The organism is Dyadobacter sp., assembly GCF_039919315.1.
Lineage (GTDB): Bacteria > Bacteroidota > Bacteroidia > Cytophagales > Spirosomataceae > Dyadobacter.
This window is the reverse complement of the sequence record NZ_JBDSFX010000033.1, coordinates 1-14,279: the sequence shown is the minus strand read 5'-3', so window position 1 is coordinate 14,279 and position 14,279 is coordinate 1. Positions and strand designations below refer to the sequence as shown.

The 14,279-nt window shown below is 44.9% G+C and carries 15 protein-coding genes; 11 read left to right on the top strand and 4 right to left on the bottom strand.

Annotation, left to right across the window (positions count from 1 at the left end):
- Nucleotides 1–96: 96 nt before the first annotated feature.
- The 7 genes from galE to ABIO93_RS09170 are packed head-to-tail and all read left to right on the top strand — an operon-like array spanning nt 97 to nt 7,269.
- A complete protein-coding gene (gene galE, locus ABIO93_RS09200) occupies nt 97–1,116 on the top strand; it encodes a UDP-glucose 4-epimerase GalE (RefSeq protein ID WP_348066781.1) in 1,020 nt (339 codons plus the stop codon).
- A complete protein-coding gene (gene rfbB, locus ABIO93_RS09195; protein ID WP_348066779.1) occupies nt 1,113–2,168 on the top strand; it encodes a dTDP-glucose 4,6-dehydratase in 1,056 nt (351 codons plus the stop codon). The genes galE and rfbB overlap by 4 nt, the downstream gene beginning before the upstream one ends.
- 51 nt (nt 2,169–2,219) lie before the next feature.
- On the top strand, nt 2,220–3,086 hold the full coding sequence (gene rfbA, locus ABIO93_RS09190; protein WP_348066777.1) for a glucose-1-phosphate thymidylyltransferase RfbA: 867 nt from the start codon (nt 2,220–2,222) through the stop codon (nt 3,084–3,086).
- A gap of 44 nt (nt 3,087–3,130) precedes the next feature.
- Nucleotides 3,131–3,775 (top strand): class I SAM-dependent methyltransferase, encoded by a 645-nt coding sequence (locus tag ABIO93_RS09185; RefSeq protein ID WP_348066775.1) that lies wholly within the window; start codon nt 3,131–3,133, stop codon nt 3,773–3,775.
- A 34-nt stretch (nt 3,776–3,809) separates the two neighbouring features.
- A complete protein-coding gene (locus ABIO93_RS09180) occupies nt 3,810–6,335 on the top strand; it encodes a LysM peptidoglycan-binding domain-containing protein (RefSeq protein ID WP_348066773.1) in 2,526 nt (841 codons plus the stop codon).
- A 12-nt stretch (nt 6,336–6,347) separates the two neighbouring features.
- Complete coding sequence (locus tag ABIO93_RS09175; protein WP_348066771.1) at nt 6,348–6,941, top strand: DUF3109 family protein; 594 nt, start codon at nt 6,348–6,350, stop codon at nt 6,939–6,941.
- Nucleotides 6,934–7,269, top strand: coding sequence for an MGMT family protein (locus ABIO93_RS09170; RefSeq protein ID WP_348066769.1), 336 nt, complete (start codon nt 6,934–6,936; stop codon nt 7,267–7,269). The genes ABIO93_RS09175 and ABIO93_RS09170 overlap by 8 nt, the downstream gene beginning before the upstream one ends.
- 61 nt (nt 7,270–7,330) lie before the next feature.
- Here ABIO93_RS09170 and ABIO93_RS09165 read toward each other — a convergent pair whose 3' ends face one another.
- From ABIO93_RS09165 to ABIO93_RS09155, 3 genes are all read right to left on the bottom strand, one after another.
- Nucleotides 7,331–7,729 carry a hypothetical protein gene (locus ABIO93_RS09165; protein WP_348066767.1) on the bottom strand — a complete coding sequence of 133 codons (399 nt, stop codon included), beginning with the start codon at nt 7,727–7,729 and terminating at the stop codon, nt 7,331–7,333.
- Between the two features lie 239 nt (nt 7,730–7,968).
- Nucleotides 7,969–8,547 (bottom strand): hypothetical protein, encoded by a 579-nt coding sequence (locus tag ABIO93_RS09160; RefSeq protein WP_348066765.1) that lies wholly within the window; start codon nt 8,545–8,547, stop codon nt 7,969–7,971.
- A gap of 187 nt (nt 8,548–8,734) precedes the next feature.
- The gene (locus tag ABIO93_RS09155) at nt 8,735–10,210 is read right to left on the bottom strand and encodes a sodium:solute symporter (protein ID WP_348066763.1); all 1,476 of its coding nucleotides are present in this window, start codon (nt 10,208–10,210) and stop codon (nt 8,735–8,737) included.
- Nucleotides 10,211–10,317: 107 nt separating this feature from the next.
- Between ABIO93_RS09155 and ABIO93_RS09150 the strand changes: the two genes are divergently transcribed.
- The 3 genes from ABIO93_RS09150 to ABIO93_RS09140 all read left to right on the top strand — a co-directional run bounded on the left by ABIO93_RS09150 (nt 10,318) and on the right by ABIO93_RS09140 (nt 12,023).
- The gene (locus ABIO93_RS09150; protein ID WP_348066761.1) at nt 10,318–10,593 is read left to right on the top strand and encodes an ATP-dependent Clp protease adaptor ClpS; all 276 of its coding nucleotides are present in this window, start codon (nt 10,318–10,320) and stop codon (nt 10,591–10,593) included.
- Nucleotides 10,594–10,674: 81 nt separating this feature from the next.
- Nucleotides 10,675–11,289, top strand: a complete 615-nt coding sequence (recR, locus tag ABIO93_RS09145; RefSeq protein WP_348066759.1) for a recombination mediator RecR — start codon at nt 10,675–10,677, stop codon at nt 11,287–11,289.
- A gap of 23 nt (nt 11,290–11,312) precedes the next feature.
- A complete protein-coding gene (locus ABIO93_RS09140; protein WP_348066757.1) occupies nt 11,313–12,023 on the top strand; it encodes a superoxide dismutase in 711 nt (236 codons plus the stop codon).
- 142 nt (nt 12,024–12,165) lie between these two features.
- Here the strand turns inward: ABIO93_RS09140 and ABIO93_RS09135 are convergent, their stop codons facing one another.
- On the bottom strand, nt 12,166–13,509 hold the full coding sequence (locus tag ABIO93_RS09135; RefSeq protein WP_348066755.1) for a tetratricopeptide repeat protein: 1,344 nt from the start codon (nt 13,507–13,509) through the stop codon (nt 12,166–12,168).
- A gap of 240 nt (nt 13,510–13,749) precedes the next feature.
- On the opposite strand from ABIO93_RS09135, the gene ABIO93_RS09130 reads away from it, so the two are divergent.
- Nucleotides 13,750–14,250, top strand: a complete 501-nt coding sequence (locus ABIO93_RS09130) for a TlpA disulfide reductase family protein (protein ID WP_348066753.1) — start codon at nt 13,750–13,752, stop codon at nt 14,248–14,250.
- Nucleotides 14,251–14,279 lie beyond the last annotated feature (29 nt).

The following is a 14,279-nucleotide window of genomic DNA, read 5'->3' as shown; positions in this document are numbered from 1 at the left end:
TTGTAAGTCTGTCAAAAATTCCTTTTTATTGCATATCTGATCGCTTTTTCAATTTCATCTATACCACAAGTTTTTTTCAAATCTAGATTATAACGCATGAAAATTCTCGTTACCGGAGGAGCTGGGTTTATAGGTTCTCATACTGTTGTTGAATTAGATAAAGCAGGATTTGAGCCCGTTATTGTTGACAATCTTTACAACTCGAACCTGGATGTTCTGGAAGGAATTAAGAAGATCACAGGAAAGGAGTTTCCTTTTCACCAGATCGATTGCAATGACGCTGAACAAATAAGGGCATTGTTTGCAAAAGAGAAATTCGACGGCGTTATTCATTTCGCTGCCTACAAAGCGGTCGGCGAATCCGTTGAAAAGCCTTTGAATTATTATGAGAACAACCTCATTTCCCTGCTTGTATTGTTGCGGGCGATGAAGGAGTTTAATGTAGATAAATTTGTTTTTTCCTCTTCTTGTACTGTTTACGGCCAACCTACTGAACTACCGGTAACCGAAAACACGCCGCGTCTTCCCGCTAATTCACCTTATGGCAACACCAAAGCCATTGCGGAGGACATTATCCGTGATCACGTTCATTCCGCTCCGGGTATCAAAGCCATTTGTTTGCGGTATTTCAACCCGATCGGGGCACACGAAACCTCACTGATCGGTGAACTGCCGAATGGAGTACCCAGTAACCTGGTACCATTCATCACGCAGACGGCCGCTGGTCTGCGTCAGTCGCTGACCGTGTTCGGAAGTGACTACGATACGGCTGATGGCACCTGTGTCCGGGATTTCATACACGTAGTTGACCTTGCAAAGGCACATGTGAAAGCGCTGGGGCTACTGGACGAACAAACTGACGCCGACTATTACGACGTCTTTAATGTAGGAACGGGAGAAGGTTATACCGTTCTGGAACTGATCAAAACATTTGAAGAAGTAAATGGTGTAAAACTGAACTACACGATCGGGCCGCGTCGCCCGGGTGATGTGGAGAAAATTTACGCCCAGTCCGATAAAGTAAACAACGTTATGAAATGGCATGCTGAGAAATCCATGGCGGATGCACTTCGCGATGCATGGAACTGGCAATTAAAAATAACACCTCAAAAATGAAAAAAATCTTAATCACAGGCGGTGCAGGTTTTATCGGGTCGCATGTAGTGCGCCGGTTTGTAAACTTTCACCCGGAATACCATATCTATAACCTGGATGCACTGACTTACGCAGGAAACCTTGAAAACCTGCGGGATGTAGAGCATGCACCCAATTATACTTTTGTAAAAGGCGATATTGTTGATGCAGCGTTTATCGATAAGCTGATCAGCGAAAATGACTTCCACGGGATTATTCACCTCGCCGCCGAAAGTCATGTTGACCGCTCCATTACCGACCCCATGTCATTTGTAATGACGAATGTCGTGGGTACCGTTAATTTGCTCAATGCAGCCAAAACGGCCTGGAAAGAGGATTTTACAGATCGTCGTTTTTATCATGTGTCCACCGACGAAGTATACGGAGAGCTGCATGATCCGGGGACATTTTTTGTGGAAACAACCAGTTATGACCCACGTTCACCCTATTCTGCCTCCAAAGCATCGTCCGACCACTTTGTGAGGGCTTACCAAAACACTTACAAGTTGCCGGTAGTTATTTCAAATTGCTCCAATAACTACGGCCCCAACCATTTCCCGGAAAAACTGATTCCGCTGATGATTCACAACATCATGCAGAAAAAACCGCTCCCTGTTTATGGGAAAGGTGAAAATATCCGTGATTGGTTGTTCGTGGAAGACCACGCCATTGCGATCGACGTGATATTCCACAAAGGCGCAAACGGTGAAACTTACAATATCGGCGGCCACAACGAGTGGAAAAACCTGGATCTGGTTCTTTTGCTTTGCAGCATTATGGACAAAAAACTGGGCCGTGAAGAAGGAGAAACTGAAAAGCTGATCACCTACGTAACCGACCGCGCAGGACACGATCTGCGTTACGCGATCGACGCGACCAAACTTTCGGAAGAATTGGGCTGGAAACCTTCATTGCAATTCGCAGAAGGATTGGAAAGAACAGTTGACTGGTACCTGAACAACGAAGAGTGGCTGAACAATGTCACCTCAGGATCTTATCAAAAGTATTACAACGAAATGTATTCGGACAGATAATGCCGGACAGTAGTTCGCAGTCAACGTTACTCAAATTTTGAAATTCCTATTATGAAAGGTATTATTCTGGCCGGCGGATCCGGGACAAGATTGCATCCATTAACATTGGCAGTGAGTAAACAGTTGATGCCTGTTTATGACAAACCAATGATATATTACCCGCTATCCATTCTGATGCTGGCGGGAATCCGTGAGATATTGATCATTTCAACGCCTCACGATCTTCCTCATTTTGAAAAACTGCTGGGCGACGGTAGCAGGTTAGGCTGTACGTTTACATACGCCGTACAACCAAGCCCGGACGGACTCGCTCAGGCATTTATCATTGGTGAAGAGTTCATTGGAAATGATAAAGTGGCATTGATCCTGGGTGACAATATTTTCTACGGGTCCGGTTTGTCCCAATTATTACAATCCAATAATGATCCGGACGGCGGCGTTATTTTCGCATACCAGGTACATGATCCTGAGCGGTACGGTGTAGTCGAATTTGATAAGGCAAACAATGTAATCTCGATAGAAGAAAAACCAGAATCGCCAAAGTCTAATTACGCGGTTCCTGGACTCTATTTTTACGATAATGATGTGGTGGAGATCGCCAAAACCATTCCACCATCACCCCGCGGAGAGTTGGAAATCACGGATGTTAACCGGGTTTACCTGGAACGCGGCAAGCTGAAAGTAGGCGTACTGAACCGCGGTACTGCATGGCTCGATACCGGCACTTTCCAGTCGCTGATGCAGGCAGGACAGTTTGTTCAGGTGATCGAAGAAAGGCAGGGCCTAAAGGTCGGCTGCATTGAGGAGATTGCTTACCGAATGGGCTTTATTAATGCAGCACAACTAAGTGAAATCGCGAAGCCACTAGTTAAAAGCGGCTACGGAACTTATCTTGAACGCATCGTAGCAAACGGCTGATTTCATGAGGTCAACATTGCTAGTTTTTCCAGAATACATTTGAAATGAAGTTTTTGGCAGAGGAAATTGAGGAGTATTCCGTGCTGCACACGGAAAATGAGAGTGAGTTGCTAAAGTCTTTGAACAGGGAGACCCACGCCAACATTCTCAATCCCCGTATGTTGTCCGGGCATCTGCAAGGAAGGTTCTTATCTATGATTTCCAGAATGATCCGTCCGGAGCGCATTCTGGAAATCGGCACATATACCGGCTACTCCGCTATATGTCTTTGCGAAGGGTTGCAACCCGGCGGAAAACTCATTACTATTGACATTAATGAGGAGCTGGAAACCTTCACCCGCAACTTTTTTAAACGTTCTCCGTTTGAAGATTCTATAGACTATCGCATTGGAACTGCGCTTGACATCGTTCCAACACTCGGTGACACGTTTGACCTGGTCTTCATTGATGCGGATAAAATAAATTATTCTTCTTATTTTAACCTTTGTCTTGAAAAGGTTAGGACTGGCGGATTTCTGATTGCTGACAATGTGCTCTGGAGTGGCAAGGTTATCCAACCAGAGCAGACGAAAATTGACAGGGACACTCAAGCTTTACTAGATTTCAACCGCATGGTTCACGAAGACAGCCGTGTTTCCAATATTTTGCTTCCTATCCGGGATGGGTTAATGATCCTTCAAAAACTATAAATACACTAACTCTTTAAGCCAAGCATTTCAATTTATGGCCAGGACTTTCACTAAAAACATCCATTATATCAAAGTTGCATGCCTGCTGTTGCTTTTCGCAGGTAGCCATGCCAATGCTCAAAGTCCCGAAATCCCTGCCAGTGTTTCTTTTGGTGGCATTACGGTGAAGTTTGACAGAAGCGCACAGGATATTATTGAAGCGGATGTTAAAAGCCTGATGTCCAATAAAAAGTTTTGGGAAGAGAAAATGGACCGCGCCATTCTTCATTTCCCGATTGTAGAAGGCATCTTAATGGATGAAGAGGTTCCCATTGATTTCAAATACCTGGCTGTTCAGGAAAGCTCTTTCCGCCCCGATGTGGTATCATCTTCCAATGCAGTAGGTTACTGGCAGTTTAAGCCCGAAACAGCACGTGAGTTGAATCTTCGCGTGGATAATGACGTGGATGAGAGAAAAAATATCAGTTCTTCCACCCATGCTGCGGCCTGGTACCTGAAAAAAAACAATCAGCAATTCAACAACTGGGTTACTACATTATACTCCTACTACCAGGGAGCGGGCGGCGTAAAAAAGGTGGTACCTGCCAGCTGGGCTTATGCCCGTGAGGTAACGCTCAATGGAAAGACAGACCGCTATATGCTTCGCTTTTTTGCACATAAAATAGCGCTTGAAGCTGGTATTGAACGATATAAAACCAACAGCGCCGTTGTACTGATGGAATCCGACTATGGTAAAGGCCAAAGCTTTGATCAAATTTCAGCGTCTCTTGGAATCGCTTCGGCAGATCTTAAAAGTTATAACAAGTGGCTTACTGACGATAAAATCCCGACCGATCGTGAATACCTCATTACGCTGCCAGTTCCTGTAAATCAGGTCGCTTCTGTTCGTGAAAAGTTATCATTGCCACCACGTCAGGCCGCTGTCGCGTCGGTATATGAAGACACAGGATTCCCGGTTCTGAAAAAATCCGCTTCCAAGTCGAAAGACCCTAATGGTCCGGATCTGTATGAGATCAATGGTCTGCCTGGTGTAGAAGCCCGCGCAGGTGATAAACCGAAGACATTGGCCAAAGAAGGAAGTATGAGAGCGCCCAAATTCATGCGCTACAATGATATGGTGGCAGAAATGCCCCTCATTCCGGGTAAAGTTTATTACCTGTCCCGCAAGCACAAAAAAGCAGCGACTCCTTTCCACACCGCACGGCCCGGCGATACCTGGCATAGCGTATCCCAGCAATATGGTTTGAGACTAGTTAGTTTATTGAAATATAACCGGACAACGAGTCGTAATTATCCGATACAAACGGGGCAAGTCCTGTTTCTGACCAAAAAGAGACCACGGAAACAACCCATAGAAATCATTGCGCCGCCACAGCCAGCGCCTGGAACAGTTACTGCGGAAACTCCTATCGCGGCTGCAAGTGAAAAAGCTACTGCAACATCTCAAACAACCGCCAACAACATTCCTGATAAACCGTCAGGCAGAAAGAAATACACACCTGTATTGGTCGAAAAAAGTGACGCTGTTGCTTCCAAAGAAATAGTGGTTGAACCATCCGCACCTGTTGCCACAGCACCAGCCGTGGTCAATGCGGCGGCGGCTTCTACGGCGGCGGCTACCACGGCTGCTATTCCGAAGGCAAATGAGAGCGCTCCGGCAAAAACTTCGGCAGCTAAACCAGAAACTAACGACCGGGTGGTGGTGATCACTCAGGACAGTGCTGAATCCACATTTAGATCAACAGAAGAAGAAAACACGGCTAAACCAAGTGCACCGGCGAAAGTAATTACGCCAAATGACACACGGACCACCGCGTCAACATCTGTATATGCGCGTCAGAAAGCTGCCGCGGAAGAGAGAGCTGCCCGAGAAGCTGCATCGAAGCCGACGGCTACGGCTACGACCACGACAACAGGTACTGAACAACCTGCTTATCACACCGTACAGCCAGGGGAAACGTATTTCAGTATTGCTAGCAAGTACAATCTTACACTAAGGGAATTACTAACCTTGAACGACAGAAAAGGTCAAAATAGGCTTGTTTCAGGACAGAAACTGTTGGTTACCAAAACTGCGGAGCCGATAGCTGCCTCAGAGCCTGAAAAAGAGAAAGTTGTCCCTGAAAAAATAGAAGTAAGCCGCACCGAACCGGCAGCTACATTCAAAACTCCTGAGGAAGTGAAGCAGGAGATCAAGACGACAGCCAGCCAGGGAAATGAATTTCATGTGGTACAGGGTGGACAGACCTATTACAGCATTTCAAAAGCATATGGTCTGACGATTAAAGATTTGTTTGCATTGAACAATCTGGACGACTCGGACAGGCTGAAATCTGGCCAGCGTCTGCGTGTGAGAAAAGTCGACGAGAATGAGAGCTCTTCGGAGGCTGTGAATCAAAATATATCTTCGGGCGCACAAACTCACGTCGTAGGCCCGGGTGAAACGTTGTTCCGGATTTCGCAGACTTACCACACGAATGTGGAAGACATCAAAAAATTAAACAATATCTCCGGTAACAATGTTATCGTAGGACAAAAACTAAAAATACCTCAACAATAGGTATACCGATTTATGATACTCATTGATAATACCTGTATTAGTGATGACATTGAAGACCAGCAATTTGTCTGTAATCTGGACAAATGCAAAGGGGCTTGCTGCGTGGAGGGGGATTCGGGCGCTCCTCTGGACGAAGATGAACTGGCTATTCTTGATGAGATTTACCCGCATGTTGCACCTTATCTGACAGAAGCGGGAAAAGCGGTCATTGCAAAAGAAGGAACTTATACCAAAGACTGGGATGGCGACTACGTAACGCCTGTGATCAATGGAAGAGAATGCGCCTATGCCACGTACGACAAAAAAGGGATCCTGAAATGCGGCATTGAAGATGCTTATAACGACGGGAAGATCAGTTATAAGAAACCCATTTCCTGCCACCTTTATCCGATCAGGGTGACCAAATATGAGCAGTACCATGCGCTCAATTACGATCGCTGGGAAATATGCAGCCCAGCCTGCAGCTTGGGCCAGGAATTGAAGGTACCCGTTTACAAATTTTTAAAAGAGCCCCTGATCCGTGCGTATGGTGAAGACTGGTACGGGCAGCTCACCCGGGAAATCGACGAACGCCAGGCAGCAAGATCAAAAAAGGCCAATGAATAAAGGGAATGAATTTTTCAATGACGTATATGATGTGGTGCGGCAGATCCCGGAAGGCAGAGCTACTTCCTATGGCGCCATTGCTAATTATTTAGGAGCCAAACGCGGGGCCAGAATGGTGGGTTGGGCAATGGGCAACAGTAACACGCAGAAAGACGTTCCCGCTCACCGGGTAGTCAATAGCCAGGGCGAACTTACCGCCAGACATTTATTTGAAACACCTACTACGATGCAGGAGAGACTGGAAAAGGAGGGCGTGACGGTGAAAAATGACAAAATCCAAAACTGGAAAAAATATTTCTGGGACCCGGAAAAAGAATTGCAGTTGTAACAAAAAATCCCGGCCTCGCGACCGGGATTTTTGCATTCATGGGGAACCCCTCCGGGGCGGCTTATTGTAACGAGATCAACTTTTCGTTGGTGCTCTGGATCTGCACTTCTTTCACGAGCTTGGTTTTATTGTTGAACAACTCAAAGATGTAAGTACCGTCATTCATTTCGGCAAGGTCGAAAACCCTGCGGTACTTGGCGTCTTTCTGGTTAAAAACTTCGGAGTAATAGATTTTGCCTCCTTTGTCTTTCAGGATCACTCTTAGTCTGTCGTTTGCATTTTTGTCGACTGACAGTTTTACCTTGTTGGTGTCCAATACTTTGTAAAGTGCCGCATCGAAAACTACCGCTCCGGCAGCTTCTTTTTCCTCATTGTTTTTCTTTTTGTCTGTTGTGAATGAGGCAAGAGACAAAGTGAGCGCTACTGCGCAGAATAGGTTTGAGACGATTGAAATTTTCATGGCTAATGGATGTTTATAGTTGCCCATACATTCTTGCATGGTTGAACTATATATAAAAAAGGATGTGCCAAAGTCTGATTTAGTTAAAATCAGCATGGTACATCCCGTACTTAATCATTTAATTTTCAATTAGTTAAATAAATATTTACAGTATTTATTTAACTAATTGCCAGTGTCCGCTTATGTTCAGAAGCGAACGCTTTGATTTAAAAGCGAACGGTCAAAAGGTTACAGCGAAGTCAGATTTTATTTTTACCTCTGCTTTCGTTGGCGATTTTTTTGATCATCGGCAGTCGACTGGCCGGGATAAGATGTTTATAATCCCAGAATGCTGATACACAAACGATTTTCCATTCGCCATTGATTTTTTCCATTACCCTCACTTCCTTACTGTGATGGAAGTTTTTCTCCATTTTATCACTATTGAACTGGTCCCAGGTAAGGTACGCTACATTGTCATCAAAAAATTTGAACTTCATGTTTTTCCGTTCTACGATCGGGTGGCTGGATAAGGGTTCTGGATTATCGGCAATGTACTTGCCTATTTGCTTGTTAATGTCGTCCCATCCTACATTAGAATCGAACGTACCGTCATTGTTGCTCCAAGCTTGAAATGCGTAATCTGTTTGCGCATAGTTTGCTTTCCATGCGTTATAATCTCTGGCGAAGAATGATTTGGTTTCGTTTTCAATGACTGCGGTAATGGCCTTTTTCTCTTTTTCGACATTCGTCGCGCGGTTAGCTTCGTCTTCCTTGGCAGTATCCTTACATGAGGTGCAAAGAAGTATTCCTAACAAAATAACTGACAGTGCTTTCATATTGCAAAAGTTTAGTTTGTTAAATAATTAACTCAACTTAATCTTTCAATGAACATCCATCAAAAGGCGTGAAATCACACCCGATTTTATCAGAAAGTTAATATTTTTTTGCATAAATGCAAGAAAAATAAATAGGAATATGTAACCGATTTAGAGAAAACAGGTTATTTAAGATGACTAAAACTAATTATTTCCTGGAAGAATAAGGCACCCATCCTTTCGGCTTGGGATCATGCAGCATCCACAGGCCTATGAAAGTAATTAAACCGTTGATAATCAATCTCTCAAAACCAAATTTATATCCATTGAACCACTCTGCAGAGTGATCGTTGATGATATACGTGATAATTGGAGAAAGGATACAAACCAGTGGCACCCAGCGATCTTTGACAGGTCTTTTGAGAAATGCCCCAAAAGCGAATAGCCCTAAGAGCGGGCCATAAGTATATCCGGCCAGATCGAACACGGCGGTGATCACCTCTTTACTGTTCAAGCGGTTAAAAATCAGAATGACCAGATAGAAAACTACTGAAAAACCCACGTGCACCCAGAACTTGATCGTAGAGCGCTTTTCCTCGGGTCTTTTTTCAATCTCCATAAAATCAATGCAGAAAGCAGTTGTCAAAGCCGTCAATGCTGAGTCGGAACTGGCGTAGGTAGCAGCGGTAATACCGAGCAGAAATGTGATGCCTACCACGAGCCCCAGGTGGTTCAATGCAAGCATTGGATAAAAATCGTCCGTTTTCGCTGGTGCAGGAATACCTTGCGCCTCAGCATATACGTATAGGAGCGCGCCCAGGGATAAAAACAGGAAGTTGACGATCACCAATACTACCACAAACCAGAACATATTCTTTTGTGCCTCACCAATATTCTTGCAGGTCAGGTTCTTTTGCATCAAATCCTGATCAAGGCCGGTCATGACAATGGCGATAAAGACACCGGCGAAGAACTGTTTGAAGAAGTTTTTGGGATCATTGGTTTCCCAATAGAAAATTTTGGAATAACCGCTAGTCTGGACCTTGTCCCAAATGTCCCCTATCCCATCAAGATGCAGTTCGTTTGATACCAGAATGATGGTTAGTATTACGGCCGTGATAAGGAAGAACGTTTGCAATGTGTCGGTCACAATGATCGTTTTGACCCCGCCTTTGAATGTATAGATCCAGATCAGGAAGATGGTAATAGCTACGGCGACTTCAAAAGGAATCCCAAGGGGCTTAAATAAAGCGATCTGTAAAACCTGCGCCGCTACATACAACCGCACTGCCGAACCAATGGTACGTGAAAGCAGGAAAAATCCCGATCCGGTCTTATAGGACCAGAACCCGAAGCGCTGTTCGAGGTAGGAGTAGATGGAAATGAGATTGAGCCTGTAGTAGAGCGGCATCAGCACGGTACCGATCACTACATAGCCCAGAATGTACCCTATTACTACCTGAAAATACGAAAATTGAATGTTAGCAACTGCACCAGGCACCGATACAAATGTGACTCCGGAAAGCGAGGTTCCTATCATCCCGAATGCTACGAGATACCATGGGGATTGCCGGTTGGCCGTGAAAAAAGTGTTAGTGTCGGCTCCTCTGGAAGTGTAAATGGAGACTGTAATCAGCATCCCAAAATACACGATCAGGATGACCAGGGAAATATATGGATTCATTAAAGCGGGTATATTTTGAATTTTAGCAACCGATTAAAAGGTAGTTAAAACTTCCGTTAATCTGCGTTTTTAATTAGATTTGCTAATCAAACAGAAATTTGGTTGTTATGCAAGCGCTTACTGAGACAGAGGAAGAAATTCTGGAAAAAACGGTAGATACCGATATAAAGAGGCTCGTGATCTACAACGATGACATCAATACTTTTGACTGGGTGATCGATACATTGGTTGAAGTTTGCGGTCATTCGAATGAACAAGCAGAGCAGTGTACGATTATCATTCATTATAAAGGAAAATGTTCGGTTAAAGAGGGAGCGTATCATGAATTGACCGGCATGCGCAACGAGATCTGCCGGAGAGGTATTTCTGCCGAAATCCATTAGAATTACATACGGTTCCTGCCCGGATGTCAACAAATCAGGTTTTGATCCTTACATTGCAAAACCATCACCTTAGCTTTTCACATGAATTACCCCTCACGTCTTATTGAGGATGCCGTTAGTGAAATTTCCCGCCTCCCGGGAATAGGAAAAAAAACAGCTTTACGCCTGGCACTGCATTTGCTGAAGAGAGAAGAGCAACAAACCAGGTCCTTATCGGAGGCACTTCTGAACATGCGCACCAAAACTACCTATTGTGTTAAATGCCATAACATTGCCGACGACAGGCTCTGCAACATTTGCAGCAATACCAAGCGTGACCATTCTATCATCTGCGTTGTAGTCGATACCAGGGACGTGTTAGCTATTGAATCCACGAATCAATATAAAGGCCTCTATCATGTCCTCGGTGGGATTATTTCTCCATTGGAGGGCATTGGGCCGTCTGACCTGCATATCGATTCATTACTTGCAAGGATAGAAAATCCAACGGATCAGGAAGCTGTTCAGGAGATCATTCTGGCATTGAGCCCCACCATGGAGGGAGATACAACAGCCTTTTACCTGCAAAAAAAATTACGATCAACAGGAGTTAAAATGAGTACTATTGCCCGTGGAGTCCCGATCGGTGGTGACCTCGAATATGCGGATGAAATAACCCTTGGGCGTAGCATTGTGAGCCGGGTGGCTTACGATTAATACTAAACACTTAATATATGGTTATGAATAGAACAGATTTTTTGCGGACCCTGGCAGGCAGCACGCTTGCCGTTGGCGCATTGGCTGAACAATCTTTCGCCGGATCCTCAACACCTTTTAAGGCAGAAATGGCTCCCTTTAAGCAAGCTCTCCTTCCTTACGACTTCGGCGCATTAGAACCTAGTATTGATAAAATGACCATGGAAATCCATTACGGAAAACACCATGCTGCTTATGTGAAAAACCTCAACGATGCGGTGAAAGGTACCGAGTTTGAAAAGAAATCACTGGACGAAATCATTAAGTCGATCAGCAAAGCACCAGCGGCGATCCGTAACAATGGCGGCGGACATTGGAACCACACATTCTTCTGGGAAGTAATGGGCCCTAAAAAGAGCGCAGCCCCAACAGGTGCAGTAGCAGATGCCATCAATGGCCAGTTTGGTTCGTTTGATAAGTTCAAAGAAGAATTTGCAAAGGCGGGTGCAACCCGTTTCGGTTCAGGCTGGGCATGGCTTGTTGCCAAAGGCGGCAAATTGGCGGTAGGATCAACTCCTAACCAGGATAATCCGTTAATGGACGTATCTGACGTAAAAGGTACGCCGATATTAGCGCTTGACGTTTGGGAACATGCTTATTACCTGCATTACCAAAACAAACGCCCTGACTACATTAAAGCATTCTGGGACGTTGTGAATTGGGACAAGGTAGCTGAAAATTTGAAAAAGGCTTAATAAGCTTATCAGCCTTGAACATTGAAAGGGCTGTGTCCTTAGTAATTGAATTGTCAAACCGAGCGCAGTCGAAGTGCATACACTTCGACTGCGCTCGGTTTGACAGCCTTTGGTAACCTCACCTTTACGACGTAATCTCAATCTAGTTACAATAATTGCCAATCACCTTATAAGCTTGCTGGTAACCCAGTTCGCCCGCTTTGCTAAGGTCCAGACAACCGTCATTGATTTCGCCCAGGCTGTTTTTCAATATACCTCTTAGATAATAAGCTTCCGGAAAATCGGAGCGCAACTTAATCGAGCTTGTAAAATCCAGCACAGCACCCATTTGATCGCCACTTGCCGAACGGATCATGGCGCGCGAGAAGTAGGCTGTCGCGTAAGTAGGGTTTAACTCCACCGCCGTAGTCAGGTCCTGAATGGCCCCTTTCGCCTCTCCTACCTTGGATTTATTGATGCCGCGGATGAAATATGCCTCAGCTCTTTCGTTGGTGAGGTTATCAATTTTAATGTTCTCCTTTACCTGTTCCCGCAATTCATCCAGCTTTTCGCGATTGATCTTCCCCGTGTAAGCTATCTTCTTTGGGTCGCCTACGTAAGTATTTTTCACTTCAATGGACTTGGAAAGATCGGCAATGGCGCCACGCGGATCATTCAGTTTGCTCTTTGAAAAACCTCTTCCATAATACGCATTGAAATCATCCGGATTCAGCTGAATGGTTTTGTCAAAATCAATGATCGCGCCCTGAAAGTCTTCGATCTTGTTTTTCGCAAAACCACGGCTGCTGTAATACTCACTTTCATTGGGACTCAGCTCAATGGCCCGCGTAAAATCCGCCACTGCTCCCTGGTAGTCGCCCAGATCCAGCTTGGCTAATCCCCGACCAGCATAAGCTCCTGTTCTTTTGGGACTCAGCTCTATAACCCTGGTAAAATCCGCGAGGCTTCCGGCGTATTCCTGCAAATCCTGCTTGCAATTTCCCCTCGCATAGAGTGCGGCCAGTTCGTCGGGATTCAGGGAAAGCGCGTGATCCAGATCCACCAATGCATTGCGATGGTTTTTCAGCTTGGCATAACTCACACCACGATTGTAATAGGCTTTGGGTTCCTCAGGATTGAGTTCAATCGCTTTGGAATAGTCTTCAATGGCCGAGCGAAAATCTTCCTGCAAACTTTTGCTCACCCCGCGACTTTGGTAGTATAATGCTTCTTTGGGATTAAGCTCAATGGCATGATCATAATCCTGAACCGCCCCTCGGTGATCTTTGAGGTTTGCTTTGGCCAGCCCACGATTAAAATAACTAGGTGCATGCTCCGGGCTCATGGAGATTACGGTCGTGTATGCCTGCAAGGCTCCGCTGAAATCACCGGTTCCGGCTTTCGTATTTCCTTCTTCAAAAAACTCAGCAGCTGAACGTTGGGCGAATGAATGGCAAGGCAGGATAAGCGCAATGAGGGAAATAATGCCAAAAATTAGAACTTTCATGAATGTAAACCGTTTCCTCAAATCAATTATTTTTTTATTATTCTATAAAAGTATTCAAATTCCGATTCAGCATCAAAAAAAGAAAAGCCCTATTTTTAGAAACCAGTTTTTAAATCAGTTTTGTCAGATTATGGCTACTTTTACCGTCCCGTCTGCGGCATTGATTACATTCTTTTCACCTAGTTACGCACTCTCATGACATCTGGCTCCAAGAAAATTTTTCTGTTTCTTTTAATATTCATGGCTGTTGGCGCAGTTTATTATGCATTCTTCAAACCTCCTGTTAATGAGGTCGTAAGCACAGAAAATGCAGCCCCTGACGCAGCAATTCCTGCATCGGTATATCTGTCCTCCATGACCGACTTGGAAGGAAAACCAGTTGCTATGGATGAAAACAAGTTGGTTTTTGTCAATGTATGGGCGACCTGGTGCGGGCCCTGCAACATGGAAATGCCGGGAATTCAGAAACTTTATGATAAATACAAAGAGCACGAAAAAATCGCTTTTTATATTATCTCGGACGAAGATGCCGGGACTGTGAATCCATTTATCGAAAGAAAGGGTTACAACCTTCCCTTCTACCAGTTTGCAGGACCTTATCCGCCTGCTTTGGACGGCAATGCTATCCCGAGAACCTACATTATTTACAAAGGAAAAATTCTGGCACAGGAAATCGGCGCATCGCAATGGGACCGTCCGGAAATCGTTGACCTGATTGAAAAACAGCTCGCTGAAATCTGAACGTACAGCACAGTAAAACGAAAAGCGGC